This is a genomic window from Pseudomonas sp. BAY1663, assembly GCF_000582595.1.
Taxonomy (GTDB): domain Bacteria; phylum Pseudomonadota; class Gammaproteobacteria; order Pseudomonadales; family Pseudomonadaceae; genus Stutzerimonas; species Stutzerimonas stutzeri_AF.
Window position 1 is genome coordinate 1 of record NZ_AZSV01000066.1, and the last position, 26,202, is coordinate 26,202.

26 protein-coding genes, 1 other RNA gene and 4 pseudogenes are annotated in these 26,202 nt (G+C 66.8%); 16 read left to right on the top strand and 15 right to left on the bottom strand.

Going from position 1 to position 26,202, the window contains the following annotated elements; genetic code table 11:
* The 5 genes from BAY1663_RS16635 to BAY1663_RS16655 all read right to left on the bottom strand — a co-directional run.
* Positions 1–268: acetyl-CoA sensor PanZ family protein (locus tag BAY1663_RS16635; protein ID WP_037042867.1), on the bottom strand; the 268-nt coding region annotated here is incomplete at its 3' end.
* Positions 269–354: 86 nt separating this feature from the next.
* On the bottom strand, positions 355–1,137 hold the full coding sequence (locus BAY1663_RS16640) for an ABC transporter ATP-binding protein (protein ID WP_037042869.1): 783 nt from the start codon (positions 1,135–1,137) through the stop codon (positions 355–357).
* An 11-nt stretch (positions 1,138–1,148) separates the two neighbouring features.
* A complete protein-coding gene (gene ntrB, locus BAY1663_RS16645) occupies positions 1,149–2,018 on the bottom strand; it encodes a nitrate ABC transporter permease (protein WP_037042871.1) in 870 nt (289 codons plus the stop codon).
* A gap of 26 nt (positions 2,019–2,044) precedes the next feature.
* Positions 2,045–3,376, bottom strand: a complete 1,332-nt coding sequence (locus BAY1663_RS16650; protein WP_037042873.1) for a CmpA/NrtA family ABC transporter substrate-binding protein — start codon at positions 3,374–3,376, stop codon at positions 2,045–2,047.
* Positions 3,377–3,732: 356 nt separating this feature from the next.
* On the bottom strand, positions 3,733–5,040 hold the full coding sequence (locus BAY1663_RS16655; protein ID WP_037042930.1) for a nitrate regulatory protein: 1,308 nt from the start codon (positions 5,038–5,040) through the stop codon (positions 3,733–3,735).
* 129 nt (positions 5,041–5,169) lie between these two features.
* On the opposite strand from BAY1663_RS16655, the gene hisB reads away from it, so the two are divergent.
* The 5 genes from hisB to BAY1663_RS16680 all read left to right on the top strand — a co-directional run bounded on the left by hisB (position 5,170) and on the right by BAY1663_RS16680 (position 9,056).
* Complete coding sequence (gene hisB, locus BAY1663_RS16660; protein WP_037042875.1) at positions 5,170–5,763, top strand: imidazoleglycerol-phosphate dehydratase HisB; 594 nt, start codon at positions 5,170–5,172, stop codon at positions 5,761–5,763.
* Positions 5,763–6,401 carry an imidazole glycerol phosphate synthase subunit HisH gene (gene hisH / locus BAY1663_RS16665; protein ID WP_037042878.1) on the top strand — a complete coding sequence of 213 codons (639 nt, stop codon included), beginning with the start codon at positions 5,763–5,765 and terminating at the stop codon, positions 6,399–6,401. Before hisB ends, hisH begins: the two co-directional genes overlap by 1 nt.
* A 98-nt stretch (positions 6,402–6,499) precedes the next feature.
* Positions 6,500–7,243: a 1-(5-phosphoribosyl)-5-[(5-phosphoribosylamino)methylideneamino]imidazole-4-carboxamide isomerase gene (hisA, locus tag BAY1663_RS16670; RefSeq protein WP_037042881.1), complete on the top strand. Its 744-nt coding sequence runs from the start codon at positions 6,500–6,502 to the stop codon at positions 7,241–7,243.
* A gap of 95 nt (positions 7,244–7,338) precedes the next feature.
* Positions 7,339–8,109 (top strand): imidazole glycerol phosphate synthase subunit HisF, encoded by a 771-nt coding sequence (gene hisF, locus BAY1663_RS16675; RefSeq protein WP_037042883.1) that lies wholly within the window; start codon positions 7,339–7,341, stop codon positions 8,107–8,109.
* Between the two features lie 197 nt (positions 8,110–8,306).
* Positions 8,307–9,056: an ABC transporter substrate-binding protein gene (locus BAY1663_RS16680; RefSeq protein ID WP_037042886.1), complete on the top strand. Its 750-nt coding sequence runs from the start codon at positions 8,307–8,309 to the stop codon at positions 9,054–9,056.
* 278 nt (positions 9,057–9,334) lie between these two features.
* On the opposite strand, the gene BAY1663_RS16685 is transcribed toward BAY1663_RS16680, so the two are convergent.
* The 4 genes and pseudogenes from BAY1663_RS16685 to gpmI form a co-directional block, all read right to left on the bottom strand.
* Positions 9,335–10,132, bottom strand: coding sequence for a divergent polysaccharide deacetylase family protein (locus BAY1663_RS16685; RefSeq protein WP_037042888.1), 798 nt, complete (start codon positions 10,130–10,132; stop codon positions 9,335–9,337).
* Positions 10,129–11,462: pseudogene (locus BAY1663_RS16690) on the bottom strand (S41 family peptidase). Before BAY1663_RS16690 ends, BAY1663_RS16685 begins: the two are co-directional and overlap by 4 nt.
* A 71-nt stretch (positions 11,463–11,533) precedes the next feature.
* Positions 11,534–12,775: a murein hydrolase activator EnvC gene (locus BAY1663_RS16695; protein WP_037042890.1), complete on the bottom strand. Its 1,242-nt coding sequence runs from the start codon at positions 12,773–12,775 to the stop codon at positions 11,534–11,536.
* 145 nt (positions 12,776–12,920) lie between these two features.
* Positions 12,921–14,470: pseudogene (gene gpmI / locus BAY1663_RS16700) on the bottom strand (2,3-bisphosphoglycerate-independent phosphoglycerate mutase).
* A gap of 137 nt (positions 14,471–14,607) precedes the next feature.
* On the opposite strand from gpmI, the gene BAY1663_RS16705 reads away from it, so the two are divergent.
* Genes BAY1663_RS16705 through secB form a run of 3 tightly spaced genes read left to right on the top strand, consistent with a single transcriptional unit; the run spans position 14,608 to position 15,827 of the window.
* The gene (locus tag BAY1663_RS16705) at positions 14,608–15,021 is read left to right on the top strand and encodes a rhodanese-like domain-containing protein (RefSeq protein ID WP_014818641.1); all 414 of its coding nucleotides are present in this window, start codon (positions 14,608–14,610) and stop codon (positions 15,019–15,021) included.
* Between the two features lie 2 nt (positions 15,022–15,023).
* Entirely contained in the window at positions 15,024–15,278 is a 255-nt protein-coding gene (gene grxC / locus BAY1663_RS16710; RefSeq protein WP_037042899.1) for a glutaredoxin 3, read from the top strand.
* A gap of 57 nt (positions 15,279–15,335) precedes the next feature.
* Positions 15,336–15,827 (top strand): protein-export chaperone SecB, encoded by a 492-nt coding sequence (secB, locus tag BAY1663_RS16715; RefSeq protein ID WP_037042901.1) that lies wholly within the window; start codon positions 15,336–15,338, stop codon positions 15,825–15,827.
* A 57-nt stretch (positions 15,828–15,884) separates the two neighbouring features.
* Here the strand turns inward: secB and BAY1663_RS16720 are convergent.
* Positions 15,885–16,864 (bottom strand): annotated as a pseudogene (locus tag BAY1663_RS16720) (NADPH:quinone oxidoreductase family protein).
* Between the two features lie 200 nt (positions 16,865–17,064).
* Here BAY1663_RS16720 and BAY1663_RS16725 point away from each other — a divergent pair.
* Positions 17,065–17,466 carry a flagellar basal body-associated protein FliL gene (locus BAY1663_RS16725; RefSeq protein WP_037042903.1) on the top strand — a complete coding sequence of 134 codons (402 nt, stop codon included), beginning with the start codon at positions 17,065–17,067 and terminating at the stop codon, positions 17,464–17,466.
* A gap of 15 nt (positions 17,467–17,481) precedes the next feature.
* On the opposite strand, the gene BAY1663_RS16730 is transcribed toward BAY1663_RS16725, so the two are convergent.
* Complete coding sequence (locus BAY1663_RS16730) at positions 17,482–17,931, bottom strand: EVE domain-containing protein (RefSeq protein ID WP_037042904.1); 450 nt, start codon at positions 17,929–17,931, stop codon at positions 17,482–17,484.
* A 195-nt stretch (positions 17,932–18,126) separates the two neighbouring features.
* Here BAY1663_RS16730 and BAY1663_RS24505 point away from each other — a divergent pair, with 195 nt between their 5' ends.
* Positions 18,127–18,279 carry a hypothetical protein gene (locus tag BAY1663_RS24505; RefSeq protein WP_164838466.1) on the top strand — a complete coding sequence of 51 codons (153 nt, stop codon included), beginning with the start codon at positions 18,127–18,129 and terminating at the stop codon, positions 18,277–18,279.
* Positions 18,280–18,305: 26 nt separating this feature from the next.
* On the opposite strand, the gene BAY1663_RS16735 is transcribed toward BAY1663_RS24505, so the two are convergent.
* The 4 genes from BAY1663_RS16735 to BAY1663_RS16745 all read right to left on the bottom strand — a co-directional run bounded on the left by BAY1663_RS16735 (position 18,306) and on the right by BAY1663_RS16745 (position 19,697).
* Complete coding sequence (locus BAY1663_RS16735) at positions 18,306–18,911, bottom strand: 5-formyltetrahydrofolate cyclo-ligase (protein WP_037042913.1); 606 nt, start codon at positions 18,909–18,911, stop codon at positions 18,306–18,308.
* Positions 18,912–18,917: 6 nt separating this feature from the next.
* Positions 18,918–19,096: non-coding RNA, 6S RNA (ssrS, locus tag BAY1663_RS24045), on the bottom strand.
* An 80-nt stretch (positions 19,097–19,176) separates the two neighbouring features.
* Positions 19,177–19,491 (bottom strand): cell division protein ZapA, encoded by a 315-nt coding sequence (locus tag BAY1663_RS16740; RefSeq protein ID WP_003303305.1) that lies wholly within the window; start codon positions 19,489–19,491, stop codon positions 19,177–19,179.
* Positions 19,488–19,697: a TIGR02449 family protein gene (locus BAY1663_RS16745; protein WP_037042916.1), complete on the bottom strand. Its 210-nt coding sequence runs from the start codon at positions 19,695–19,697 to the stop codon at positions 19,488–19,490. The genes BAY1663_RS16740 and BAY1663_RS16745 overlap by 4 nt, the downstream gene beginning before the upstream one ends.
* 130 nt (positions 19,698–19,827) lie before the next feature.
* On the opposite strand from BAY1663_RS16745, the gene BAY1663_RS16750 reads away from it, so the two are divergent.
* The 6 genes and pseudogenes from BAY1663_RS16750 to BAY1663_RS16775 all read left to right on the top strand — a co-directional run.
* Positions 19,828–20,382 carry a YecA family protein gene (locus tag BAY1663_RS16750; protein WP_037042918.1) on the top strand — a complete coding sequence of 185 codons (555 nt, stop codon included), beginning with the start codon at positions 19,828–19,830 and terminating at the stop codon, positions 20,380–20,382.
* A gap of 16 nt (positions 20,383–20,398) precedes the next feature.
* Positions 20,399–21,733 carry a Xaa-Pro aminopeptidase gene (gene pepP, locus BAY1663_RS16755; RefSeq protein WP_037042921.1) on the top strand — a complete coding sequence of 445 codons (1,335 nt, stop codon included), beginning with the start codon at positions 20,399–20,401 and terminating at the stop codon, positions 21,731–21,733.
* A 1-nt stretch (position 21,734) separates the two neighbouring features.
* A pseudogene (gene ubiH, locus BAY1663_RS16760) lies at positions 21,735–22,911 on the top strand (2-octaprenyl-6-methoxyphenyl hydroxylase).
* A 67-nt stretch (positions 22,912–22,978) separates the two neighbouring features.
* Complete coding sequence (locus tag BAY1663_RS16765) at positions 22,979–24,199, top strand: 2-octaprenyl-3-methyl-6-methoxy-1,4-benzoquinol hydroxylase (RefSeq protein ID WP_037042932.1); 1,221 nt, start codon at positions 22,979–22,981, stop codon at positions 24,197–24,199.
* A 112-nt stretch (positions 24,200–24,311) separates the two neighbouring features.
* The gene (locus BAY1663_RS16770; protein ID WP_037042924.1) at positions 24,312–25,313 is read left to right on the top strand and encodes an extracellular solute-binding protein; all 1,002 of its coding nucleotides are present in this window, start codon (positions 24,312–24,314) and stop codon (positions 25,311–25,313) included.
* 109 nt (positions 25,314–25,422) lie between these two features.
* Positions 25,423–26,202, top strand: a 780-nt coding sequence (locus BAY1663_RS16775) for an iron ABC transporter permease (protein WP_037042929.1), incomplete at its 3' end; no start/stop codon positions are given.

The window sequence follows — 26,202 nt, forward strand, 5'->3', positions numbered from 1 at the left end:
GGCCGACGCCGCGCTGGCGGGTGAGCTTGCGCACGCACAGGTGCGACAGATGCCAGGTGCCGCCGCCGCGCCGCAGCAGGGCGGCGCCGAGCAGGCGGTCGTTGAAGCGTCCGGCGATCAGGCTGCCATCGGTCAGCGCCGCTTCGATCAGCGCCTCGGCACTGGCATGGGGTTCCAGCAGCCAGGCGGGGGCATCGGCGTAGATCTTCGCCAGGTCGCTGTGATCCTGCGCACTGGGCTGGGTGATGGATTCGACGTAGACGGGCATGGTGACCTTGCGGCGGCTGGGCGGAATGCCGCAAGGATACCCGCGAACATCCGTCGCCGCACGGGGCGACGGCGGGGCCCAGCCGTTCACTGCAGGCGATGGCGCTCGTGGAGGAAGCTCAGCACCGCGCGGCGGTAGTGGTTGTATTCGGGATCGTCGGCCAGGGCGATGCGCTCGCGCGGGCGCGGCAGTTTCACGTCGAGAATTTCGCCGATGGTCGCCGAGGGGCCATTGGTCATCATCACGATGCGATCGGAGAGCAGCACGGCCTCGTCGACATCGTGAGTGATCATCATCATGGTGTTGCCCAGCTCCTTCTGGATCTTCATCACCTCGTCCTGCAAGTGCGCGCGGGTCAACGCATCCAGCGCGCCGAACGGCTCGTCGAGCAGCAGCACCTTGGGCTTCATCGCCAGCGCGCGGGCGATGCCGACGCGCTGCTTCATGCCGCCGGAGATCTCCTGCGGGTACTTGTTCAGCGCGTGGCCCATGTTCACCAGGCCGAGGTTGTGCTCGATCCACTCGCGGCGCTCGGCGCGGCTCATGCTGCGCTTGAACAGCTTGTTCACCGCCACCTCGACGTTCTCGTAGACGGTCAGCCAGGGCAGCAGCGAGTGATTCTGGAACACCATGCTGCGGTCCGGACCGGGGCCGCGGACCTCCCTGCCGTCGAGGATCACCCCGCCGAGGCTGGGGTCGAGCAGCCCGGCGACGATGTTCAGCACCGTCGACTTGCCGCAGCCGGAGTGGCCGATGATGGAGATGAACTCGCCCTTGGCGATGTTCAGGTTGATGTCCTTGAGCACCTGCGAGGCGAGGTTGCCGCGCACGAAACTCTTGTCCAGGTGTTCGATGGAGAGATAGCTCATGGCGTTGCTCCTCAGTTGGCCGGAATGCCGCGGGTGATGCGCTGGCCGACGAAGGCCACCAGGCGATCGAGGACGAAGCCGACCACGCCGATGTAGACGAGCGCGAGGATGATGTCGCTGATGCGCGAGGCGTTCCACGCATCCCAGATGAAGAAGCCGATGCCGACCCCGCCGATGAGCATCTCCGCGGCGATGATCGCCAGCCACGACAGGCCGACGCCGATGCGCAGGCCGGTGAAGATGTAGGGCGCGGCGGCCGGCAGCATGATGGTCTTGAAGTATTCGAGGCCATTGAGCTGCAGCACCTGGGCGACGTTGCGGTAGTCCTGCGGGATGTTGCGGATGCCCACCGCGGTATTGATGATGATCGGCCAGATCGCGGTGATGAAGATGACGAACAGCGCCGACGGGTGGCTGTCCTGGAAGCCCGCCAGCGACAGCGGCAGCCAGGCCAGCGGCGGCACCGTGCGCAGCACCTGGAAGATCGGATCGAGGCCGCGCATGGCCCAGTCCGACTGGCCGATCAGCACGCCGAGGCCGACCCCGGCGACCACCGCCAGCAGATAGCCGACCGCCACCCGTTCGAGGCTGGCCAGCAGTTGCCAGGCCAGGCCCACGTCATTGCCGCCGTTGTCGTAGAACGGATCGACGATCAGCTCCCAGGTTTCCGCGATCACCTGCGAAGGCGGTGGCAGCGCGGCATCGGCACCGGAGCAGAGCATCTCCCAGATCACCCCGAGCAGCAGCAGGATGACCAGGGGCGGCAACAGCTGCTGAACCGCGTAGCGGCCGCTACGCTGCATCAGTGCAGCGGCCCTGGATGGGCGGACGATGGACACCGGCTCGGTGCTGGCGGGCTGCAGTTTGACGTTGGCATTCATGGGCTTTTCCTCGCGGGTTGCGGCTATCAGGCCATGGCCTTGATGGTCAGGCTGTCCAGGTAGGCTTGCGGGTTCTCGGGATCGAACAGCTTGCCGTCGAAGAACTTCTCCACGCCGCGGGAGGTGGAGGTCGGGATCAGCTCGGCGGGCAGGTTCAGCTCGCCGGCCGCGGCGCGCCAGATGTCCTCGCGGTTGACCTTGGCGATCAGCGCCTGGCTGTCGAAGTCGGCCGGCAGGTAGCCCCAGCGCTTGTTCTCGGTGAGGAACCAGAGGTCGTGGCTCTGGAACGGGTAGGAGGCGTGGTCGTCCCAGTAGCGCATCTGCTCGGGATGGTTCTCGACCACCTTGCCGGTGCCGTAGGCGAAGTTGCCCTTCATGCGGTCGACGATGTCCTTGTAGGGCGCGCCGATCCATTTGCGCTGCGAGCAGATCTTCGCCACTTCTTCCTTGTTCTCGGCCTTCTCGCAGAACTGCTGGGCTTCCATGATCGCCATGGTCAGCGCCTTGGCCGCGTTGGGGTTGGCCGCCACGTAGTCGCTGCGCAGGGCGAAGGCCTTCTCCGGATGGTTGTGCCACAGCTCGCCGGTGGTGTTGGCGGTGTAGCCGATCTTCTGGTTGATCAGCTGGGCGTTCCACGGCTCGCAGACGCAGAAGGTGTCCATGCTGCCGACCTTCATGTTGGCGACCATCTGCGCCGGCGGCACGACGATGGTGTTGATGTCGGCGTTCGGGTCGATGCCACCGGCGGCCAGCCAGTAGCGCATCCACAGATCGTGGGTGCCGCCGGGGAAGGTCATCGCCGCGCTGACCTTCTTGCCGCTGGCTTTCTTCGCTTCCAGCGCGGCCTTGAACGGCGTGCTATCGAGGCCGATCTGCAGGTCGCGATATTCCTCGCCCACCGAGATGCACTGCCCGGCCAGGTTCAGCCGCGCGAGGATCGACATGGCCACCGGCTGGTTGTTCGGCGTGACGGTGCCGGCGCTGATCAGGTAGGGCATGGGTGTGAGGATGTGCGCACCGTCGATGCCGTTCTTCGCCGCGCCGAGCACCAGGTTGTCGCGGGTGGTGCCCCAGGACGACTGCTTGAGCACCTCGACCTCGGTCATCCCGTACTTGGCGAAGAAGCCCTTCTCGGCGGCGACGAACAGCGGTGCGGCGTCGGTGAGGGCGATGAAGCCGAGCTTGGCCTTGGTGGTTTCCACGTCAGCGCCGGCGGCCCATGCCGCCGAACGCATGCCCAGCGACATGCCGCCGAACAGGGCGACGCCGCTGGCGGCGAGGATCGAGTGCTTGAGGAAGTTGCGGCGCGAGGCCAGCAGTGGGCTGTTGTGCGCGTCGTTGCTCGGCTTGTCGGTCATGATCGGTTTCCTTGAGGCGAAAAAAAACGGTGTCACGCCGACCGGCTGAGCCGGTAGGCGTGGACACCGTTGTCCTGATGAGGAGTTGTGGAGACCGGCAGTACCAGTCCTGATCAGGCATTAGCGAAAGCTGTGCCAGGATGCCCCGTTCGCTTCGGGCGATTCGCCGCTGACCGCAGCCCGGAGCGGGCGAGCCCCAAGGAATCAATGACTTGCCCGCGCACCCGGATGGACTTGCCGCAACGTCACGACAAGGCCGCGGAATGCTTCGCAAGCCTCGCGCAAGGATGGCGGCGGTAGGTGCGATGCACATCCGCGGGGCAGGCGCTGCGCAATAACGGCTGGCGTGCCTGTTTTCAGTGCTTGCTTCGGGGGCGGCGGGGCGCCGGGCTGCCGGGCTGCGCGCTGTCGAGCGCCAGCAGGCGCTGGGCGACCTCTTCCAGGCGCAGGCCCTGGTTCATCGCCGCCTGGCGCAACCAGGCGTAGGCCTCGCTTTCGGTGAAACCCTGCTGGCGCATCAGCTGCTGCTTGGCGCGCTCCACCAGCCGGCGCTCCTCCAGGGCCTGCCGCGCTTCCTGCAGTTCCTCGTGCAGGCCCTGCAGGCGCAGGGTCTGGGTCTGCAGCAGCTCGAGGATGGAGCGCGTGACCATGGCGGTCATGCCGTCCTGCGGCGGTGCGTCGAGATCGCTGGCCTGTACGCTGAACAGCTTCGCCTGCTCGGCCGCGGCATGCATGTCGGCGATGCCGTCGAGCAGCCGGCGGTGGCTGTGCAGGTCGCTGCGGATGCGCTCGATGCTTTGCCGGCAGCATTGCAGCAGGTCCTGCTCGAGGCGCGCCTCGACCTCCTTCATCGCGTCGATGCGGCGGGTGTGCAGCTCGAACCAGAGCTCACCCAGCTGCGGGTCGACCCCGGCATCCTCCCGGGTCCGCCGGGCGACGTCGCGCAGGCGGCAGGCCTGGGCATCGATGTCGCTGCCGCGCAGCGCCTGCCAGAGCGCCTGCGCCGCCGGGCTGGCGAAGCGCTCGAAGGTGGCGAAGCAGCGCTGCTGGCCTTCGAGCAGTTGCTCCAGGCGCTCGAGCATGTCGCCGCGGAAATAGCCGCTGGCGAAGCCGGCGACGCCCAGTGCGCGCTCCTGGCCGGCCAGTTCCTTGCCCTGCATGAAATTGAACAGCGCCACCAGGCAGCGGGTGATGTCCGGGTCGGCGGCGGTATCGGCGGCCTCGAACACCACGGCCAGCAGCCCGCCGATCAGGCGTACCAGGGTGGCGGTGGCGTCCTGCATGCCGATGGCGTGCTCGCGGATGCGCCGGCGCAGTGCCGGCAGTTCGTCGAGGCTGTGCAGGGCATAGGCGATGCGGGTGAACAGCCGGGTCCTGTCTGCCGAGTCGACGGCCTCCAGGTCGATGCGTTCGAGGTCCTGGCGCACCTCGCGTTCCAACGCCTGGGCCTCCAGCGTCAGGCGGTCGAGCTGCTGGCGCTGGTGCGCGGCGTTGCCGCCGAGGTAGATGTTCGAATAGCCGCGTTCCTTCTGCAGCGCGTGCACCAGCTGGCTGATGCGGGTGACCAGCTCGCAGGTGCGCGCCAGGTCCTCCAGGCCCAGCAGTTCGCTGCGCCGGGCCGCCAGCATGAAACGCAGGGTGGCGGGCATCTTTCGTCCGGGCATGCGCTGCACCTTGGTTGGCAAATGCGAGGGCGCCTGCAAGATGCAGTCCAGCCGTCCGGCGCGTATCCCCGCTGCGGCGTTTGCGCCTATAATGAGCCCCTTTTCGCCCCACGATAAGCGGAGCTGTTGATGTCCGAACGTACGGCTTGCGTAGAGCGCAACACCCTGGAAACCCAGGTCAAGGCCACCATCAATCTGGATGGCACCGGCAAGGCGCGCTTCGCCATCGGCGTGCCCTTCCTCGAGCACATGCTCGACCAGATCGCCCGCCACGGCCTGATCGACCTGGATATCGAGTGCAACGGCGACCTGCACATCGACGACCACCACACCGTCGAGGACGTCGGCATCACCCTCGGCCAGGCCTTCGCCAAGGCCCTGGGCGACAAGAAGGGCATCGTCCGCTACGGCCACTCCTACGTGCCGCTGGACGAGGCGCTGTCGCGTGTGGTGATCGACTTCTCCGGGCGTCCCGGGCTGACCATGAACGTGCCCTACACCCGCGCGGTGGTCGGCAAGTTCGACGTCGACCTGTTCCAGGAATTCTTCCAGGGCTTCGTCAACCACGCGCTGGTGACCCTGCACATCGACAACCTGCGCGGCATCAACACCCACCACCAGATCGAGACGGTGTTCAAGGCCTTCGGCCGCGCGCTGCGCATGGCGGTCGAGCGCGACCCGCGCATGGCCGGGCAGATGCCGTCGACCAAAGGGTGCCTGTGATGCAGACCGTCGCCGTCATCGACTACGGCATGGGCAACCTGCACTCGGTGGCCAAGGCCCTCGAGCACGTCGGCGCCGGCAGGGTGCTGGTGACCAGCGATGCCCAGGTCATCCGCGAGGCCGACCGGGTGGTGTTTCCCGGCGTCGGCGCGATCCGCGACTGCATGGCCGAGATCCGCCGGCTGGGTTTCGACGAGCTGGTCCGCGAGGTCAGCGTCGACCGGCCGTTCCTCGGCATCTGCGTCGGCATGCAGGCGCTGCTGGAGCGCAGCGAGGAGAACGACGGCGTCGACTGCATCGGCCTGTTCCCCGGCCAGGTGCGTTTCTTCGGCAAGGACCTGGTTGAGGACGGCGAGCACCTCAAGGTGCCGCACATGGGCTGGAACGAGGTCAGGCAGGCGGTGGACCATCCGCTCTGGCACGCCATCCCGGACAACGGCCGTTTCTACTTCGTGCACAGCTACTACGTCGAGGCCGGCAACCCGCGCCACGTCGTCGGACGCGGCCACTACGGCAAGGACTTCGCCGCGGCGCTGGCCGACGGTTCGCGCTTCGCCGTGCAGTTCCACCCGGAGAAGAGCCATACCCACGGCCTGCAGTTGCTGCAGAACTTCGCCGCCTGGGATGGGCGCTGGTAAGAAATCCCACGGTGGAAAACGCTGCGCGGTTTTCCACCCTACGCTGAATTCGCCTGTGCCTGCTGCCGTCAGCGGGCCGGGCCAGAGGAAGTCTCAAGATGCTGATCATCCCCGCTATCGATCTCAAGGACGGCGCCTGCGTGCGTCTGCGCCAAGGCCTGATGGACGACGCCACGGTATTCTCCGACGACCCGGTGGCGATGGCCGCCAAATGGGTCCAGGCCGGCTGCCGCCGCCTGCATCTGGTCGACCTCAACGGAGCCTTCGAAGGCCAGCCGGTCAACGGCGAAGTGGTCACCGCCATTGCCAAGCGTTACCCGGACCTGCCGATCCAGATCGGCGGCGGTATCCGCTCGCTGGAGACCATCGACCACTACGTGCGCGCCGGGGTCAGCTACGTGATCATCGGCACCAAGGCGGTCAAGCAGCCGGAATTCGTCGCCGAGGCCTGCCGCGCCTTCCCCGGCAAGGTGATCGTCGGCCTGGACGCCAAGGACGGCTTCGTCGCCACCGACGGCTGGGCCGAGGTCAGCAGCGTGCAGGCGACCGACCTGGCACGCCGCTTCGAGGCCGACGGCGTCTCGGCGATCGTCTACACCGACATCGCCAAGGACGGCATGATGCAGGGCTGCAACGTCGAGGCCACCGTGGCTCTGGCCAACGCCAGCCGCATCCCGGTGATCGCCTCCGGCGGCATCCACAACATCGGCGACATCCAGAAGCTGCTGGATACCAATAATCCCGGCATCATCGGCGCCATCACCGGCCGCGCGATCTACGAAGGCACGCTGGACGTGGCCGAGGCGCAGGCGCTCTGCGACCTGAAGCTGAAAGAGGAATAAGCCGTAGGGTGGACAACGCTTCGCTTGTCCACCATGCGTCCGGTGACCCGGTGGACAACGCTGCGCGGTTGTCCACCCTACGAGAGAGATCGACCATGGCCCTGGCCAAACGCATCATTCCCTGCCTCGACGTGGACAACGGCCGCGTGGTCAAGGGCGTCCAGTTCGAAAACATCCGCGACGCCGGCGACCCGGTGGAGATCGCCCGTCGCTACGACGAGCAGGGTGCCGACGAGATCACCTTCCTCGACATCACCGCCAGCGTCGACGACCGCGCCACCACGTTGCATACCGTCGAACGCATGGCCAGCCAGGTGTTCATCCCGCTGACGGTGGGTGGGGGCGTGAGGACCGTGCAGGATATCCGCAACCTGCTCAACGCCGGCGCCGACAAGGTCTCGATCAACACCGCCGCGGTGTTCAACCCGGAATTCGTCGGCGAGGCCGCGCAGCGCTTCGGCTCGCAGTGCATCGTCGTCGCCATCGACGCCAAGAAGGTGTCCGCGCCGGGCGAGACGCCGCGCTGGGAAATCTTCACCCACGGCGGGCGCAAGCCCACCGGGCTGGATGCGGTGGCCTGGGCGCAGAAGATGGAGGCGCTCGGCGCTGGCGAGATCCTGCTCACCAGCATGGACCAGGACGGTGTCAAGAGCGGCTACGACCTGGGCGTCACCCGTGCCATCAGCGAGTCGGTGGGCATCCCGGTGATCGCCTCCGGCGGTGTCGGCAACCTGCAGCACCTGGCCGACGGCATCATCGAAGGCAAGGCCGACGCGGTGCTCGCGGCGAGCATCTTCCACTTCGGCGAGTACACCGTGCCCGAGGCCAAGGCCTACCTGGCCGCACGCGGTATCGTGATGCGCTGAGAACCGGTTCACGTTCTGCGGCGTGGCGACCCTGCTACGCCGATAACCGGCAGTAAACTCCATATCCTCACCTGCGCGATCCGCTAGCGCCCGGCTCTCGAGCGCCGGCGCGGCGCGATGCTGATCGGAAGGAATTCGATCGCTACCCATGGACACATCCGCCGGACCCAGCGGATGCGGCTTTACGAGGATCAATCATGTCCAGAATCCCGACCTTCATCTTGGCGGCGGCGCTGCTGCTCGGCGGCGCCCTGGCGCATGCCCAGGCACCGGCGAAGATCGACCTGCTGACGGAGAACTTCCCGCCCTACAACATGGCGCTGGACGGCAAGAACTTCGCCCGTGACGAGAATATCGGCGGCATCGCGGCGGATATCGTGCGCGAGATGTTCGCGCGCGCCGGCGTGGACTACAGCCTGACGCTGCGCTTCCCCTGGGAACGCATCTACGGCATGGCGCTGGAGAATCCGGGCTACGGTGTTTTCGTCACCGCCCGGCTGCCCGAGCGCGAGGCGCTGTTCAAGTGGGTCGGCCCCATCGGCCCGGACGACTGGGTGCTGCTGGCCCGCGGCGACAGCCCTATCAGCCTGACCAGCCTGGAACAGGCCCGCCAGTACAGTATCGGCGCCTACAAGGGCGATGCCATCGCCGAACACCTGGCCGGCCAGGGGCTGCAGCCGGTGCTGGCGCTGCGCGACCAGGAGAACGCGAAGAAGCTGATCGACGGCAGGATCGATCTCTGGGCCACCGGCGATCCCGCCGGGCGCTACCTGGCGCGCCAGGAAGGCGTGACCGGGCTCAAGCGCGTGCTGCGCTTCGACAGCGCCGAGCTCTATCTGGCACTGAACCGGCAGGTCGCCGACGAGACGGTGCACAAGCTGCAGCAGGCGCTGGAGCAGATGCGCGCCGACGGCACGGTCGAGGCGATCAACGCGCGCTACCTGTAGCGCCGCGGGCTGTAGGGGCCGGCGTGCCGGCGATTCGTCTCGACGCCGATGATCGCCGGCAAGGACTCGGCGTTCCCCGGGCTCCTACAGACTGTAGGGTGGATAACGCGCAGCTTATCCACCCTGGTCCCATGCAATGGCGCGGTGACGACCTCGAGCAGGCGTTGCGCCGCGCGTGGAAAACGCTTCGCGGTTTTCCACCCTACGGTCCCCGCACGGGAACTGCGCAGTGCGGCCGCTCGCGAGCAAGCCCGCTCCTGCAGGGGCCGCGTCGGGCGCTAGCGGTACATGCCGCCCTTGCCATGGGCGGCCATCGCCCGGTTGCCGCGGGTGGCGATCATCTGGTCGATGCCGATCCATTCGATGCCTTGCTCGGCCAGCCGCGGCAGTTCGCGTTCCAGCAGCGCCAGCGTGCTGTCGTGGGGGTGGCCGATGACGACCACCGAGCCCTGCTTGCGCGCCAGGGCGATGGCCGTGCGCAGGCGTTCGGCCACGGCCGCCGGGCTGGGGTCGTTATCCAGGAAGACGTCCCGCGACAGGCTCGCCAGGGCGACGCGCTGGGCGCTGGCGGCGGCGACCGTGCGCGGGCTGGTGCGGCTGTCGAGGAAGAACAGGTGGCGCCGCTGCAGTTCGCCCATCAGCCAGGCCATGGCCTGCGGCTGTTCGGTCATCGCGCTGCCCATGTGGTTGTTCACCCCGCTGACGTGCGGCACCGCCGCCAGCGCGGCGTCCAGGCGGCGTTCGAGTTCGTCGTGGGCCAGTTGCGGGTGCCAGGCGAAGCGCCCGCCTGCCGGCGCCATGGGCATGTGCAGCATCACCGTTTTGCCGGCGCGGTGGGCCTGTTCGGCGAGCGCGGCGGCGTGGCGGGTATCGGGCAGGATCGCCAGCGCCACCGGTCCCGGCAGCGCCAGCACGCGGCGGTCGCGTGCCGGATTCTGCCCGAGGTCGTCGATGACCAGTGCCAGCCGCGGCATGCGTGCCGGCTGCGCCGTGTCGGGCGGCGCTTCGTTGGCCAGCGCCTGCCCGATCAGCGCGCCGCACAGCAGCAGCGGCGCGACCCAGCGGCGCACGCTCATTGCCCGCGGGTGAGGTTCAGCCCCTTGAGCAGATTGAGCGCCTGGCCGAGTTGGTAGTCGTCGTCCTGCGGGCGCGGTGAGTCGCTGGCGATCTGGGTGCTGGTGGGGCGATCCGGGCCGCCGTTGCCGTTGCCCAGGTGGCCGGCCAGATCGGCTTCGCGAAGGCCCTCGCCGGCCTGTTCGCGGGTCAGCCTGGCGCGCTCCACCTGGATGTCCGGTTCGATGCCCTGGGCCTGGATCGAGCGACCGTTGGGGGTGTAGTAGAGCGCGGTGGTGAGTTTCAGCGCGCGATCGTTGTTCAGTGGCAGCACGGTCTGTACCGAGCCCTTGCCGAAGCTGTCGGTGCCCATCACCACGCCGCGCTTGTGGTCCTGCAGGGCGCCGGCGACGATTTCCGAGGCCGAGGCGCTGCCGCCGTTGATCAGTACCACCAGCGGTACCCCTTCGCTGGCATCGGCCGCATCGGCGCTGAAGCGCAGCTCGGAATTGGCGATGCGGCCCTTGGTGTAGACGATCAGGCCCTTGGTGAGGAAGTGGTCGGAAATCTCCACCGCCGCCTGCAATACGCCGCCGGGATTGTTGCGCAGATCGAGCACCAGGCCGTTGAGCTTCTTGCCGCCGTTGTCCTTCTTCAGCTTGGCCAGGGCCTTGCCGACTTCCTCGCCGGAGTTGACCTGGAACTGGGTGACGCGCAGGTAGCCATAGCCGGGCTCGAGCAGCTGGCTCTTGACGCTGCGCACCTTGATGACCGCACGGGTCAACTTGACGTCGAACGGCTGGCCGCCTTCGCGCACCAGGGTCAGGCTGATGCTGCTGCCGGGCTTGCCGCGCATCTTGGCGACGGCATCCATCATCGACATGCCCTTGGTCGGCTGACCGTCGATCTTGACGATGAGGTCGCCGGCCTCGATGCCGGCCTTGGACGCGGGGGTGTCGTCGATCGGCGACACCACCTTGATGAAGCCGTCCTCGATGCCGACCTCGATACCCAGCCCGCCGAACTCGCCGCTGGTGCTTTCCTGCAGCTCGGCGAAGGCGTCCGGTTCGAGGTAGGCCGAATGCGGGTCGAGATTGCTGAGCATGCCCTTGATGGCGTTTTCCAGCAGGGTCTTGTCATCCACCGGCTCGACGTAGGCGGCTTGATGCGGTCCAGCACCTCGGCGAAGGTACGCAGCTCTTCGAGCGGCAGGGGGGCCTTGCTGGCAGGTGCGCCCAGTTCGGCCGGTGCCAGTTCCGTCGGGGATTGCTGGGCCCAGGCGGTGCCCTGCATGCCCAGCAGGATGGCCAGGGCGAGCGTGGACGGGTGGGCGAAACGGCGCAGCTGCAACATGTCGAACTCCAGTTGTGAGAGGGCGGGCTTGGCGTGCTTGCGGGCAGCCCGGCGGAGCCGGGGTGTGGGCATCAGCCTTGCGCGCGGCACCACTGTGCGGGGTCGCTGGGGCGGCCCTGCTGACGAATGGCGAAATACAGTGCGGCGGTTTCCTGGCCGCCGCTGGTGCCTACCGTGGCGATCGGGTCGCCGGCCTCGACGATGTCGCCGGCGTCGCGCAACAGGCTCTGGTTGTGGCCGTACAGGCTCAGGTAGCCGTTGCCGTGGTCGAGAATCACCAGCAGCCCGGCGCCCCGCAGCCAGTCGGCGAATACTACCCGGCCGCCATGCACGGCGCGCACCTGGGTGCCGGCGCTGGCGCCGATCAGCACGCCATCCCACTTGGTTCGAGCGTCGCCGCCGCGCGGAGTGCCGTAGCGGGCGACCAAGCGCCCGTCGACCGGCCAGGGCAGTTTGCCCTTGGCCTGGGCGAAGGGACCGCCGAAACTGCCGCCGGCGCTGGAAACCATGGGGCCGGACGCCCCTCCTGACGAGGCGTTCTGCCGTTCACGCTCGGCGAGCAGCGCGCGCTGGCGCTCCTGCTCGGCCTCGCGCGCCTGGCGGGCGAGGGTTTCCTCGATGGTCTTGAGTACGCGTTCGAACTGCGCCTGTTCCTGGCGGCGGGCCTGCAGCTTCTGCTCGCGGCTGGAATGGTCGCTGTCGAGCTTGGCCAGCGCCTGCTGGCGCTCCTTGCGAACCTCGGCGAGCTGGCGACGACGTTCGAGCAGGCCGTCCTTCTGCTCGGCCAGCTTGTGCTGCTGCGTTGCGATGTCGCGCTCGACGCTGTCCAGTTGGCTGAGCGTCCGATTGAAACTGTCGACCTGCTCGAAGCGCGCCTTGTTCAGGTAGTCGTAGTAGGTGAGGGTGCGGCTGAACTTTTCCGGATTCTGCTGGTTGAGCAGCAGCTTGAGGTATTCCTGGCGGCCGCTCTGGTAGGCGGCGCGGGCTTGCAGGCCGATCAGTCGCTGCTGTTCGAGACGGGCGCCTTCGAGGGTGGTCTTTTCCTCGTTGAGACGCTCCAGCTCGGCCTCGCTGCGATCGATTTCCTGCTGCAGATCGTCGACCTGTCTTTCCAGCTGGCCCATCTCGCTTTCGGTGGTCTGCAGCTGCTTCTGCACGCTGGACTTTTCCTGCTCGATCTTCTTCAGCAGTTTCTGCAGTTCGGCGATGTCCTGGCGGGCAGCTTCGATCTGCTGGCGCGTAGCAGCGCGCTCGTCCGCCACGGCCGGGCCGAGCAGGCAGAGGAGTGCAAGGGCGAGGAGGGTACGGGACATGGGAGGGCGTCAACCGAGCGTTATGACCGGCGTAGTATGCCTAAAAAGCGAGCAGGAAGCTGTAGGGCGGGTTACAACCCGCCGCCCCGTGTGTGACAGCAACACCGAATTGGCGGGTTTCACCCGCCCTACTGATATTCAGCCTTCAGCCTTTCAGTTCGAGAATCGAGCGGCCGGTCATTTCCGCCGGCACCGGCATGCCCAGCAGCGTCAGCATGGTCGGTGCCACGTCGGCCAGCACGCCGCCTTCGCGGACGTGGACGCTGCGCTTGCCGATATAGATGAAGGGCACCGGTTCGCAGGTATGCGCGGTATGCGCCTGGCCGGTGATGGCGTCTTCCATCTGCTCGACGTTGCCGTGGTCGGCGGTGAGCAGCGCCTCGCCGCCGACCTTGTCCAGCGCCGCGACGATGCGCCCGACGCAACTGTCCAGGCATTCCACCGCCTTCACTGCCGCCTCGAACACGCCGGTATGGCCGACCATGTCGCCGTTGGCGTAGTTGACGATGATCACGTCGTAGCGCTGATGCTCGATGGCGTCGACGATGCGGTCGGTGACTTCCGGCGCGCTCATCTCCGGCTTGAGGTCGTAGGTGGCGACCTGCGGCGAGGGGATCAGGATGCGCTCCTCGCCTGCGAACGGTTCCTCGCGGCCGCCGGAGAAGAAGAAGGTGACGTGGGCGTACTTCTCGGTCTCGGCGATGCGCAGCTGGGTCTTGCCGTTGTTGGCCAGGTATTCGCCAAGCACGTTGGTCAGCGCCTCCGGGGCGAAGGCGGCCGGCGCCGGGATGCTCGCGGCGTACTGGGTGAGCATGACGAAGCAGGCCAGCTGCGGCACGCGGGCGCGCGGGAATTCGCTGAAGCCGGGCTCGACGAAGCAACGGGTCAGTTCGCGCGCGCGGTCGGCGCGGAAGTTCATGAACACCACGGCGTCGCCATCTTCCACGCGCACCGGCTCGCCGATGGTGGTGGCCTTGACGAATTCGTCGCTCTCGCCGCGCTCGTAGGCGGCGATCAGGCCGTCCACGGCGTAGTCGGCGCGGTAGTCGGCCTTGCCGTCGACGATCAGCTCGTAGGCCTGCTGCACGCGGTCCCAGCGGTTGTCGCGGTCCATGGCGAAGTAGCGGCCGATCAGGCTGGCGATACGGCCCGTGCCCAGGCGGGTGAAGGTGGCCTGGAGCAGTTCGATGGAGCTTTGCGCGCTCTTCGGCGGGGTATCGCGGCCGTCGAGGAAGGCGTGCAGGTAGATCTTCTCGGCGCCGCGCTGGGCCGCCAGCTCGGCCATGGCGACCAGGTGGTCCTGGTGGCTGTGCACGCCACCGTCGGAGAGCAGGCCGAGGATGTGCACCGCCTTGCCGGCGCCGACGGCCTTGTCCACCGCGGCGCAGATGGTCGGGTTGGCGAAGAATTCGCCGTCGCGGATCGCCTTGGTCACCCGGGTGAAGTCCTGGTACACCACGCGGCCGGCGCCGAGGTTCATGTGGCCCACCTCGGAGTTGCCCATCTGCCCGTCCGGCAGGCCGACATCCATGCCGCTGCCGGAGATCAGCCGTGTGGCTGGGTGGCGCGCAGGCGGTCGTAGACCGGCGTGCTGGCGGCATGGATGGCGTTGTATTCGGGATTCTCGCTGTGCCCGAAGCCGTCGAGGATCATCAGTACCAGGGGTTTGGGCACGGCAGTAGGCGCGGCAGGCATGCTTTCGGGCTCCTTGGGGGCGGGGAAAGGGCGGCCAGTCTACTGGCTGGCCGGGCCGAGGTCACGATTCGTCAGGGTTCAGCCGGTAGGAGGGGCTGTGTATACTGGCCCGCATTTTATCGCCCGGGTACCCGTTGATGCTCGCTAACCTGATTGAATTTGTCTCTAACCACTATGTACTCAGCAGCCTGTTCGTGGTGCTGCTGATCCTCCTGTTCATCACCGAGACGCGCAAGGGCGGCAAGAGCCTGAGCAATCGCGAGCTGACGGCGCTGGTCAACAGTGGCGAAGGCGTGGTGTTGGACGTGCGCGTCAAGAAGGAGTTCGATGCGGGGCACATCGTCGATGCGTTGAACATTCCCTACGAGAAGCTGGTCAGCCGCACAGGCGAGCTGGAAAAGCACAAGGCCAAGACCATCATCGTGGTCGACGCCATGGGTCAGCATGCCGGAACGGCCTGCCGTGAATTGCAGAAGGCGGGCTTCACTGCCGCCAAGCTGTCGGGAGGGATTTCCAGCTGGCGCGGCGACAATCTGCCAGTGGTCAAGTAATCATGCCCAAGGTCGTCATCTATACCACCGCCTGGTGTCCGTTCTGCATTCGTGCCAAGGCGCTGCTCGAACGCAAGCAGGTCGCCTATGAGGAAATCCCCGTGGATGGCAAGCCCGCCCTGCGTGCCGAAATGGCCAGCAAGGCCGGGCGCACCTCGGTGCCGCAGATCTGGATCGGCGAGCAGCACGTCGGTGGTTGCGACGATCTGCATGCGCTGGAGCGCGCCGGGCGCCTGGACGCATTGCTGCAGGCCTGACGCTACCGCTTGCGCAACAACTCGAACACGACACGCACAACCAGAAGGTTCTTACCCATGAGCGAACAAGCAAACAACGGCGCCGCGGCGCAAACCGAACAGGGCGCGCAGTTCTCCCTGCAGCGCATCTATGTCCGCGACCTGTCGTTCGAGGCGCCGAAGAGCCCGGAAATCTTCCGCCAGGAATGGAATCCGAGTGTCGCGCTGGACCTGAACACCAAGCAGAAGGCGCTGGAAGGCGACTTCCATGAGGTGGTGCTGACCCTGTCGGTGACCGTCAAGACCGGCGAGGAAGTGGCCTTCATCGCCGAAGTGCAGCAGGCCGGCATTTTCCTGATCAAGGGCCTGGAAGCGGCTGCGATGAGCCACACGCTTGGTGCGTTCTGCCCGAACATCCTCTTCCCGTATGCCCGCGAAGCGTTGGACAACCTGGTTACGCGCGGCTCGTTCCCGGCCCTGATGCTGGCGCCGGTGAACTTCGATGCCCTCTACGCCCAGGAAATGGCGCGCATGCAGAACGCCGGCGAAGCGCCCGCTACCGCTCACTGATCCGCTCGGATCGTGCAGGAGGCGCCAGGCGCTTCCTGCATTCCCCACCGGCGCGTTTCAGCGCACCTGCACCACCAGCTTGCCGACCGCCTTGCGCTGGCCCAGCGTGGCGATGGCCTGGCCGGCTTCTGCCAGCGTGAAGCGTTGCGACACCAGCGGTTTGAGCTTGCCCTCGGCATGCCAGGCGAACAGCTGGCGGAAGTTCGCGGCATTGTCCTGCGGCTGGCGCTGGGCGAAGGCGCCCCAGAACACGCCGATCAGCGCTGCACCCTTGAGCAGCGGCAGGTTGGCCGGCAGCGCCGGGATATCGCCGCCGGCGGCAAAGCCGACCACCAGCATGCGACCGTTCCAGGCGATGCTGCGAAACGCCTCTTCGAACAGCGCACCGCCCACCGGGTCGTAGATCACGTCGACGCCCTGGCCACCGGTGAGTTCCTTCAGGCGCTCGCGCAGGCTGCTTTCGCTGTAGTTGATCAGTTCGTCGGCGCCGGCATTCTTCGCCACCTCCAGCTTCTCGGCAGTCGAGGCGGCGGCGATCACCCGCGCGCCCATGGCCTTGCCGATCTCCACGGCCGCCAGGCCGACACCACCGGAGGCGCCCAGCACCAGCAGGGTTTCCCCGGGCTGCAGATTGGCGCGCTGCTTGAGCGCGTGCATCGAGGTGCCGTAGGTCATGCTGAAGGCCGCGGCGGTGGCGAAATCCATGCTCGGCGGAATCGGCAGCGCGTTGCTGCCGGCCACCGCCACCTGTTCGGCGAAGCTGCCCCAGCCGGTCAGCGCCATGACCCGATCGCCAACCTTGAGGTGGCTGACCTTTTCACCGAGCGCGGCGACCACCCCGGCGGCTTCGCCGCCGGGCGAGAATGGGAACGGCGGTTTGAACTGGTACCTGCCTCGATCATCAGGGTATCGGGAAAGTTGACCCCGGCGGCATGCACCTCGAGGAGGATCTCGTTCGGCTTGATCGACGGCGAGGCGATCTCTTCGAGGACCAGGTTTTCGGCCGGGCCGAAGGCTTTGCACAGGACGGCTTTCATCGCTTTTCCTTATTCGACTGGCCGGGAGCACGGGCGACCCGGCGAGAGAGGGCTCGACTGTTCTTGGCTCGTCAAGTCTAGAGGGGCGGGGCCGCGAGGCAATCAGCATCGCCGGCTGTAATGGTGGCGTATAAGCGGCGGGCTTGGGCGGGGCGCCGGCACTGGTTATGCTGACGGCGGATTTTCCTTGGAGCAGTCCCGTGAAGCGCATCATCTCCCTGTTTGTCTGTTTCCTCCTGGCGGGCCCGGCCTTTGCGCAGGACTCGGCCGGCGAGGCCGCCAACCAGACGCTCTATTACGCTCTGACCCCGGCGATGGTCGGCAACTACGGTTCCGGCGAGCGGCTCAAGTACTACAAGGCCGATGTCGCCTTGCGGGTCGCCAGCAAGGAGGCGGAGGAGCGGGTCAAACACCATGAGCCGCTGATCCGCAACCAGCTGGTCATGCTCTTCTCGCAGCAGACCGACGAGACCCTGGGCAGTGTCGAGGCCAAGGAGCAGTTGCGCCAGGAGGCTTTGAAGCAGGTGCGCGAGGTGCTGGAGCAGGAGGAGGGCAAGCCGCTGGTGGATGATCTGCTGTTCAACAACCTGATCATCCAGTAATCCGCCTGCACGGGCTCAGCGCAGCGCCAGGATCGCCGCCCATTCGCCCTCGCTCACCGGCATGACCGACAGGCGGCTGCCCTTCTGCACCAGGGCAAGTTGCTGCAATGCCGGCGCGGCCTTCAGGCGGGCCAGCTGGAGCGGCGTGGCGAAGGCTTCGACGAAGCCGACGTCGACGGCGCTCCAGGGATTCTTTTCGGCGCTGGCTTTGGGGTCGTGATAGGGGCTTTCCGGCTGCAGTGCGCTGGGGTCGGGGTAGGCGGCACGGGTGATGCGGCCGATGCCGGCGATACCGGGTTCGGCACAGCTCGAATGGTAGAAGAAGAACAGGTCGCCCTCGTGCATCTCGCGCAGGAAGTTGCGCGCCTGGTAATTGCGTACGCCATCCCAGCGCCCGCTGCCCTGCTTCTTCAGGTCCTGGATGGAAAATTCGTCCGGTTCGGACTTCATTAGCCAATACGGCATGGACTTTGCCTCCTGCCTCGTCGGTTCGATCAGACCATGATGGCAAAAACTCCGACAATCGGCTGCAATACCTGTTTGCGCAGTGCCGAGGCTTAACGGAAAATGCCGCGGCTGTAAGGTGGCCTATCGAGTCTCTAGAACGATAAATCACACCGACTCGACGGAAAGATTCGCCTGTTAGGGGGAGGCGAGCATATGAAACGCAAGCCAGATATTCTTTGGGTTTTGATCTTCATCTTCGGCCTGGGCGTAGTTACCACGGGCTACACGCAGAGCCTCTGGGAGCGCCACGGCGAGACGGCCGGCACGGCTCCGGTGATTCAGGTGCAGCAAACCCAGCAACACTGATCGCATGCCGCAGGGACGCGGCCGATTCATCTCCCGGCGTACCAGCCGCGGTCCGTAACGGTAGCCTGCAAGGGCACATCCCAGCTTTCCAAGGACAACCGGTCGACTTTCTGGCATTCATGCGCCAGGCCCAAAAGTGTCGGTTTGTGACTTTTTTTGCGCCTCGAACGATACGCCAGGCTGCGGTCATAGAAACCGCCGCCCATTCCCAGCCGCCCGCCGCTTTCATCAAAACCCACCAGGGGCATCAGCAGCAGATCCAGCGCCCATGGCGGGCATTGCCGGGCAGCGCAGAAATGCGGCTCGGGGATGCGGAAGCGGTTCGGCCGCAGCCGCTCGCTGGCGGCGATGCGCTGGAACACCATGCGCGTGCGTGGCCAGGGATTGAGTACCGGCAGGTAGGTGGCCTTGCCACGCCGCTGGGCTGCACGCAGCAGCGGACGGGGATCGATCTCGCCATCGTTGGGCAGGTAGAACGCGATGTGCCGGGCGCGACGGAACAGCGGGTGCTGGGCCAGTTGCCGGTAGAGTCGCCGGGCGGCGAGACGTTGCTGGGCGGGACTGAGCCGGCGGCGTACCTGTCGCAGGGTGCGACGTAGCGCCGGACGCGAGAGGCCTTCGGCCAGAATCATTGGAAGTGGCTCCCCAGCATGCCGCTGCCAGCGTAGGCCCTTGAACCCGAGAGTTCAAGGTGGCGACTACAGAGAACCTTCAGGCTTTCCGTCAGGCGGACATGCACACCGGTCCCACATGTAGCCTCCATGGTGTTGCTTATCGGGAGAGGGTCATCGCCGACTGGCGCACATGCCAGGGAGTTGCGCGGATTATATCGCAATACGCCCGTGGCTGTTCTCGTTTCGTCGGGAGTCGCGTTGCCGGGCCGCTTCCAGCCGAGCATCAGTTGCCGGACGGGTTCGGATCGGTGGCCAGGGCGCTGTCGACGCGCTCCAGCAGCATGCGCACGTGCTCGCGCGCGCTGTTGGCTTCGGCGTCCAGGCGATCATGCTTGTGCAGCAGTTCATGGGTGATGTTCAGCGCGGCCATCACCGCCACGCGGTCGGCGCCGATGACCTTGCCGCTGCTGCGGATCTCGCGCATCTTGCGGTCCAGGTAGCGCGCGGCGCCTTCCAGGTTGCTGCGTTCCTCGGGCGGACAGGCGATGCAGTATTCCTTGTCCATGATGTGCACGGTGACGGTGTTCGGTTGGGTCATGAGTCCTGCTCCAGGGCTTTCAGGCGCGAAATCATCGCTTCGACCTTCAACCGGGCCATTTCGTTCTTTTCGATCAGATGAGCGCGTTCCTCGCGCCATGCCTGCTCGTTGGCCAGCAGCAGGCGATTCTGTGCCTTGAGTTGCTCGATGCGCTGAATCAGCTGTTCCAGCTTGGCGGTCAGCACTTTCAGATCGGCGTCTTCCATGGGATTCCTGTTGCGGCATAGGTGAAGACGGAGGCGATGCCCGGGGGACTTCGATGGTCTTGCCGCCGCCGCCGGTGCTAGGATACGAAGCCTTCATTCTAGTCATTGCGCCCGCGTGCGCCTAGCTGCCATGTCGATTCAGAATTCCCCCTATGCTGCCTTCGCCACACTTCTGGCCGGCGCCCCCCAAGCCGTCTCTCCCGCCGAGCTGCATGGTCTGTTGCTCGGGCGCAGTTGCGCCGGTGCCGGGTTCGATGTCGAGCCCTGGCTGACCGATGCCGCCGACCTGCTCGGCGAAGCGCCCCAGGACAGCATCCGCCAGGCGCTGATCGGCCTGCAGGAGATGGTCAAGGGCGAGCTCGCCGGCGACGATATCGCCATCGTCCTGCTGCTGCCCAGCGACGACACCCCGTTGAGCGAGCGTGCCATCGCGCTGGGCCAGTGGTGCCAGGGCTTCCTCGCCGGTTTCGGTCTCACCGCCGGCGACCGCGCGCTCAGCACCGAGGCCGTGGAGGTGCTGCAGGACCTGTCCGCCATCGCGCAGATCCAGGATTCGCTGGAGGAATCCGAGGACGGCGAGAACGACTATATGGAAGTGATGGAATACCTGCGCGTCGCACCGCTGCTGCTGTTCACCGAATGTGCCAAGCCGGTTGCGCCGGTCGCCAAGCCCTCCCTGCACTGAGGAAGTCGTCCCGCCCATGACTCGCATCCCGAAATCGGAATACGCCCGTCGGCGCAAGGCGCTGATGGCGCAGATGGAGCCCAACAGCATCGCCATCCTGCCCGCCGCGCCGATGTACATCCGCAACCGCGATGTCGAGCACGTCTACCGCCAGGACAGCGATTTCCAGTACCTCTCCGGCTTCCCCGAGCCGGAGGCGGTGATCGCCCTGATTCCCGGTCGCGAGCATGGCGAATACGTGCTGTTCTGCCGTGAGCGCGATCCGGAGCGCGAGCTGTGGGACGGGCTGCGCGCCGGCCAGGACGGCGCGATCAGGGACTACGGGGCCGACGACGCCTTCCCCATCGGCGATATCGACGACATCCTCCCCGGCCTGATCGAGGGACGCGCGCGCGTCTACTACGCCATCGGCACCAACGAGGGCTTCGATCACCGGCTGATGGAGTGGATCAAGCTGATCCGCTCCAAGGCGCGCCAGGGCGCGCAGCCGCCCAGCGAGTTCGTCGCCCTCGATCACCTGCTGCACGACATGCGCCTGTACAAGTCGGCCAATGAAGTGAAGGTGATGAGGCATGCCGCGGAGATCTCCGCACGTGCGCACATCCGCGCCATGCAGGCCAGCCGCGCCGGGCTGTGCGAGTACCACCTCGAGGCCGAGCTGGACTACGAATTCCGCAAGGGCGGGGCGAAGATGCCGGCCTACGGCTCGATCGTCGCCGCCGGCCGCAACGCCTGCATCCTGCACTACCGCGAGAACGACGCGCCGCTCAAGGACGGCGATCTGGTGCTGATCGACGCCGGCTGCGAGATCGACTGCTACGCCAGTGACATCACCCGCACCTTCCCGGTCAGCGGCCGCTTCTCGCCCGAGCAGAAGGCCATCTACGAACTGGTGCTGGCGGCCAACGAGGAGGCCTTCAAGCACATCGCCCCCGGCAGGCACTGGAACGAAGCCCACGAGGCCACCGTGCGGGTGATCACCGCCGGGCTGGTGGAGCTGGGCCTGCTGCAGGGCAGCGTCGACGAACTGATCGCCGCCGAGGCCTACAAGCCCTTCTACATGCACCGCGCTGGTCACTGGCTGGGCATGGACGTGCACGACGTCGGCGACTACAAGGTCGGCGGCGAATGGCGCGTGCTCGAACCGGGCATGGCGATGACCGTCGAGCCGGGCATCTACATCGCGGCGGACAACCCGAACGTGGCGAAGAAATGGCGCGGCATCGGCGTGCGCATCGAAGACGACGTGGTGGTGACCAGAAGCGGTTGCGAGATTCTCACCAACGGTGTGCCCAAGCGCGTCGCCGAGATCGAGGCGCTGATGGGCGCCGCCGGCGAGCAGGTGGCCTGACTTGGACGGCCTGGCAATCATCGGCGGCGGCCTGGTCGGCGCCAGCCTGGCGGTAGCCTGCAGCAGGCGCGCGTGAGCGCGGTTGGCGCATCCATCTGATCGAGCCGTTCGAGCCCGGCCACGAATACCAGCCGAGCTACGACGCGCGCTCCACCGCGCTGTCCTACGGTACCCGGCTGATCTACCAGCGCCTCGGCCTGTGGGCGCGGATCGCCGAGCGCGCCGAGCCGATCCTGCGCATCCATGTGTCCGAACGCGGGCGTTTCGGCGTCGCGCGGCTGGATGCCGGCAGCGAAGGGGTCGAGGCACTGGGCTACGTGGTGGAAAACGCCTGGATCGGCCATTGCCTGTGGCAGGCGCTGGATGACGCGGTGGTGGTGCGCCATTGCCCGGCCGAGGTCGATCGGCTCGTGCCCGCTGCCGACGGCTATCGCCTGACCTTCACCGACGGGCAGCAGCTGGACTGCGCCCTGGCCGTACTGGCCGACGGTGGCCGCTCGGGGCTGCGCGAGCAGCTCGGTATCCAGATCCTGCGCCGGCCTTATGGGCAGACGGCGCTGATTGCCAACGTCACGCCGGGCAAGCCGCACGGCGGGCGGGCCTTCGAACGCTTCACCGCGGACGGGCCGATGGCGCTGCTGCCGCTGCAGGACGACCGCTGCGCGCTGGTCTGGAGCCGTGCCCCGACCGATGCCGCACGGCTGGCGCAGTTGCACGAGGCGCAGTTTCTCGCCGAGCTGCAGGACGCCTTCGGCTATCGGCTCGGCACCCTGCAGCAGGTCGGGGCGCGGCACCTCTATCCGCTGGCGCTGGTCGAGGCCGAGGAGCAGGTGCGTTCAGGCCTGGTGGTGCTCGGCAACGCCGCGCACAGCCTGCATCCGATCGCCGGCCAGGGCTACAACCTGTCGCTGCGCGACGTCGACGCGCTGAGTGCCGCGCTGCTGCGCAGCACTGCCGGGCTCGGCGACCTGGCGACGCTGCAGGACTATGCCCGCCGCCAGCGTCTCGACCAGCGGCTGACCGTCGGTTTTTCCGATCAGCTCACCCGGCTGTTCGGCGACTCCGGGCCGTTGACCGCCGCCGGGCGCAACCTGGGCCTGATCGGCCTCGACCTGGCGCCGCCGGCCAAGCGCTGGTTCGCCCGTCAGGCGATGGGCTTGGGCACGCGCGCCGGCTGACCGGCGCAACCGCTCTGGCCCTCTAACTTCGACTCAAGCCGCAGCCGCGGCAGCCGGGAGACATATGATGCAAGCGGATCTGATCATCGTCGGTGCCGGAATGGTCGGCAGCACCCTGGCCCTGGTGCTGGAAGGCTGCGGGCTGAAGATCGTGGTGATCGATGCCGGCCCGCTCGAGGTGCTTCCGTTCGACGCCCAGGCCGCCTTCGAGCCGCGGGTCAGCGCACTGTCCGCCGCCAGCCAGCGGATTCTCCAGCGCGTCGGCGCCTGGCCGGGGATCGCCGCGCGGCGGGCCAGCCCCTACACCGACATGCACGTCTGGGACGGCTCGGGTACCGGGCAGATTCATTTCTCGGCCGAGGCGGTGCATGCCGAGGTGCTCGGCCATATCGTCGAGAACCGGGTGGTGCAGGATGCGCTGCTGGAGGCGTTGCAAGCGCGTGGCTCGGTCGAACTGATCGCCGGCGCGCGGCTCGAGCGGCTGCAACGCGGCGACGAAGGCTGGCTGCTGAGCCTGGCCGACGGCCAGCAATTGCGCACGCCGCTGCTGGTCGCCGCCGACGGCGCCAATTCCGCGGTACGGCGCCTGGCCGGCTGCGAGACGCGCGAGTGGGATTACCTGCACCAGGCCATCGTCACCAGCGTGCGCTGCGCCGAGCCGCACCAGCGCACGGCCTGGCAGCGTTTCACCGATGACGGCCCGCTGGCGTTCCTGCCGCTGGAGCGTGATGGCGACCGCCACTGGTGTTCGATCGTCTGGTCGGTCACCGAGGATGAAGCGCATCGGTTGATGGCGCTGGACGACGAGACGTTCCGCGCCGCACTCGGCCGCACCTTCGAACAGCGCCTGGGCACGGTGCTCGAGGTCGACCCGCGGTTGTGCATTCCGCTGCGCCAGCGCCATGCCAAGCGCTACGTGCAGCCCGGCCTGGCGCTGATCGGCGATGCCGCACACACCATCCACCCCCTGGCGGGGCAGGGCGTCAACCTCGGCCTGCTGGATGCGGCGGTGCTCGCCGAAGTGCTCGAAGGGGCGCTGGTGCGTGGCGAATCGCCGGCCGACCTGCGCGTGCTGAGCCGTTTCGAGCGTCGCCGCATGCCGCACAACCTGGCGATGATGGCGGCGATGGAAGGCTTCGAGCGGCTGTTCCAGGCCGATCCGCTGCCGCTGCGCTGGCTGCGGAACGCCGGGCTGAAGGCCGTGGAGTCGCTGCCCGAGGCGAAAGCCCTGTTCGTGCGCCAGGCGCTGGGCCTGAGCGGCGATCTACCGGAGTTGGCGCGGGCCTGATGGCGAATCGATGGTTACCAGGCATTACGTGCACACATTGTCGCATTGAGAAGCGAAATAACATTCACTATTATTTGGCCTCTATTCGAATTCATAAAAAAGAGGCTGTTCCATGCAGGCAAGCAAAGGTTTACTCGCCGCTCTGGCGCTCACTGCGCTGTCGAGCGCTGTCCAGGCTGCCGATGAAGTGGTGGTCTACTCCTCGCGAATCGACGAGCTGATCAAGCCCGTCTTCGACGCCTACACCCAGAAAACCGGTGTCGCGGTGAAGTTCATCACCGACAAGGAAGCCCCGCTGATGGCCCGCATCAAGGCCGAAGGCGAGAACACGCCGGCCGACCTGCTGCTGACCGTCGACGGCGGCAACCTCTGGCAGGCCGAGCAGATGGGTATCCTGCAGCCGCTCGACTCGCAAGTAGTGAAGGACAACATCCCGTCGCAATACCGCTCCTCCAGCGACGCCTGGACCGGCCTGTCGCTGCGCGCACGGACCATCGTCTACTCGCCGGAGCGGGTCAAGGACGGCGAACTGAGCACCTACGAAGCGCTGGCCGACAAGAACTGGGAAGGCCGCCTGTGCCTGCGCACCAGCAAGAAGGTCTACAACCAGTCGCTGACCGCCACCCTGATCGAAACCCACGGTGTCGAGAAGACCGAGCAGATCCTCAAGGGCTGGGTGAACAACCTCGCCACCGACGTGTTCGCCGACGATACCGCCCTGGTCCAGGCCATCGATGCCGGCCAGTGCGACGTCGGCATCGTCAATACCTACTACTTCGGCCGCCTGCATGAACAGAACCCGCAGCTCAAGGCCAAGCTGTTCTGGCCGAACCAGAACGATCGCGGCGTGCACGTCAACCTGTCCGGCATCGGCCTGACCAAGCACGCCCCGCATCCCGAGGCGGCGCGCAAGCTGGTGGAGTGGATGAGCAGCGCCGAGGCGCAGAACATCTTCGCCGACATCAACATGGAGTTCCCGGCCAACCCGAGCGTCAAGCCTTCCGCCGAAGTGGCGGCCTGGGGCGACTTCAAGGCCGACACCATTCCGGTGGAAGTGGCCGGCAAGCGCCAGGCCGAAGCCATCAAGCTGATGGATCGGGTCGGCTGGAACTGATGTCGCTCCAGCGGTGACGTGAGGCGCCAGCCGCCACGTTCGCCGCTGCGGTTATACTCGACGCCCCGGCCTCGTCCGGGGCGTCGTCTTTTATGCTGTCGAGGCTTGAGTGTCCCATCCCATCGAGCGCCGCTGGTACCCCATCTCCTTCGCTGTCGCGGCTCTGGTGCTGTTGCCGCTGAGCGTTCTGCTGGTCAGCTGGAGCGTCATCGATACCGAGATCTGGGCGCACCTGTGGGATACCCAGATGCCGCGGCTGCTCGGCAATACCCTGACCCTGGTGCTGGGTGTCGGCATCGGCGTGGTGGTGCTCGGCGTCAGCCTCGCCTGGCTGACCGCACTGTGCGAGTTCCCCGGGCGCAGCTGGCTGGATTGGGCGCTGATGCTGCCCTTCGCGATTCCCGCCTACGTGCTGGCGTTCGTCTTCATCGGCCTGCTGGATTTTTCCGGCCCGGTGCAGAGCCTGGCGCGCGAGTGGTTCGGCAGCGGCATCCGCTTTCCGCGGGTGCGCTCCACCGGCGGCGTCATCGCGGTGCTGGTGCTGGTGTTCTATCCCTACGTCTACCTGCTCGCGCGTTCGGCGTTCCTCGCCCAGGGCAAGGGCCTGATGGAAGCCGCGCGGGTGCTCGGCCAGTCGCCCTGGCAGGCCTTCTGGCGGGTTGCGCTGCCGATGGCGCGGCCGGCCATCGGTGCCGGCCTGGCGCTGGCGCTGATGGAGACGCTGGCGGACTTCGGCGCGGTTTCGGTATTCAACTACGACACTTTCACCACCGCCATCTACAAGACCTGGTACGGCTTCTTCAGTCTGACCAGCGCCACCCAGCTGGCCAGCCTGCTGCTGCTGGCGGTGATGCTGGTGCTCTACGGCGAGCGCCGTGCCCGCGGCGCG

Coding starts and splice junctions, on each gene's coding strand:
- BAY1663_RS16750 (WP_037042918.1), top strand. CDS start 19,828: ATGTCGATTCAGAATTCCCCCTATGCTGCCTTCGCCACACTTCTGGCC.
- BAY1663_RS16705 (WP_014818641.1), top strand. CDS start 14,608: ATGCTCGCTAACCTGATTGAATTTGTCTCTAACCACTATGTACTCAGC.
- BAY1663_RS16640 (WP_037042869.1), bottom strand. CDS start 1,137: ATGAGCTATCTCTCCATCGAACACCTGGACAAGAGTTTCGTGCGCGGC.
- BAY1663_RS16730 (WP_037042904.1), bottom strand. CDS start 17,931: ATGCCGTATTGGCTAATGAAGTCCGAACCGGACGAATTTTCCATCCAG.
- BAY1663_RS16685 (WP_037042888.1), bottom strand. CDS start 10,132: ATGAGCGTGCGCCGCTGGGTCGCGCCGCTGCTGCTGTGCGGCGCGCTG.
- BAY1663_RS24505 (WP_164838466.1), top strand. CDS start 18,127: ATGAAACGCAAGCCAGATATTCTTTGGGTTTTGATCTTCATCTTCGGC.
- BAY1663_RS16680 (WP_037042886.1), top strand. CDS start 8,307: ATGTCCAGAATCCCGACCTTCATCTTGGCGGCGGCGCTGCTGCTCGGC.
- hisH (WP_037042878.1), top strand. CDS start 5,763: ATGCAGACCGTCGCCGTCATCGACTACGGCATGGGCAACCTGCACTCG.
- BAY1663_RS16735 (WP_037042913.1), bottom strand. CDS start 18,911: ATGATTCTGGCCGAAGGCCTCTCGCGTCCGGCGCTACGTCGCACCCTG.
- BAY1663_RS16740 (WP_003303305.1), bottom strand. CDS start 19,491: ATGACCCAACCGAACACCGTCACCGTGCACATCATGGACAAGGAATAC.
- BAY1663_RS16745 (WP_037042916.1), bottom strand. CDS start 19,697: ATGGAAGACGCCGATCTGAAAGTGCTGACCGCCAAGCTGGAACAGCTG.
- grxC (WP_037042899.1), top strand. CDS start 15,024: ATGCCCAAGGTCGTCATCTATACCACCGCCTGGTGTCCGTTCTGCATT.
- hisB (WP_037042875.1), top strand. CDS start 5,170: ATGTCCGAACGTACGGCTTGCGTAGAGCGCAACACCCTGGAAACCCAG.
- BAY1663_RS16650 (WP_037042873.1), bottom strand. CDS start 3,376: ATGACCGACAAGCCGAGCAACGACGCGCACAACAGCCCACTGCTGGCC.
- BAY1663_RS16770 (WP_037042924.1), top strand. CDS start 24,312: ATGCAGGCAAGCAAAGGTTTACTCGCCGCTCTGGCGCTCACTGCGCTG.
- BAY1663_RS16695 (WP_037042890.1), bottom strand. CDS start 12,775: ATGTCCCGTACCCTCCTCGCCCTTGCACTCCTCTGCCTGCTCGGCCCG.
- BAY1663_RS16765 (WP_037042932.1), top strand. CDS start 22,979: ATGCAAGCGGATCTGATCATCGTCGGTGCCGGAATGGTCGGCAGCACC.
- BAY1663_RS16655 (WP_037042930.1), bottom strand. CDS start 5,040: ATGCCCGGACGAAAGATGCCCGCCACCCTGCGTTTCATGCTGGCGGCC.
- hisF (WP_037042883.1), top strand. CDS start 7,339: ATGGCCCTGGCCAAACGCATCATTCCCTGCCTCGACGTGGACAACGGC.
- secB (WP_037042901.1), top strand. CDS start 15,336: ATGAGCGAACAAGCAAACAACGGCGCCGCGGCGCAAACCGAACAGGGC.
- ntrB (WP_037042871.1), bottom strand. CDS start 2,018: ATGAATGCCAACGTCAAACTGCAGCCCGCCAGCACCGAGCCGGTGTCC.
- pepP (WP_037042921.1), top strand. CDS start 20,399: ATGACTCGCATCCCGAAATCGGAATACGCCCGTCGGCGCAAGGCGCTG.
- hisA (WP_037042881.1), top strand. CDS start 6,500: ATGCTGATCATCCCCGCTATCGATCTCAAGGACGGCGCCTGCGTGCGT.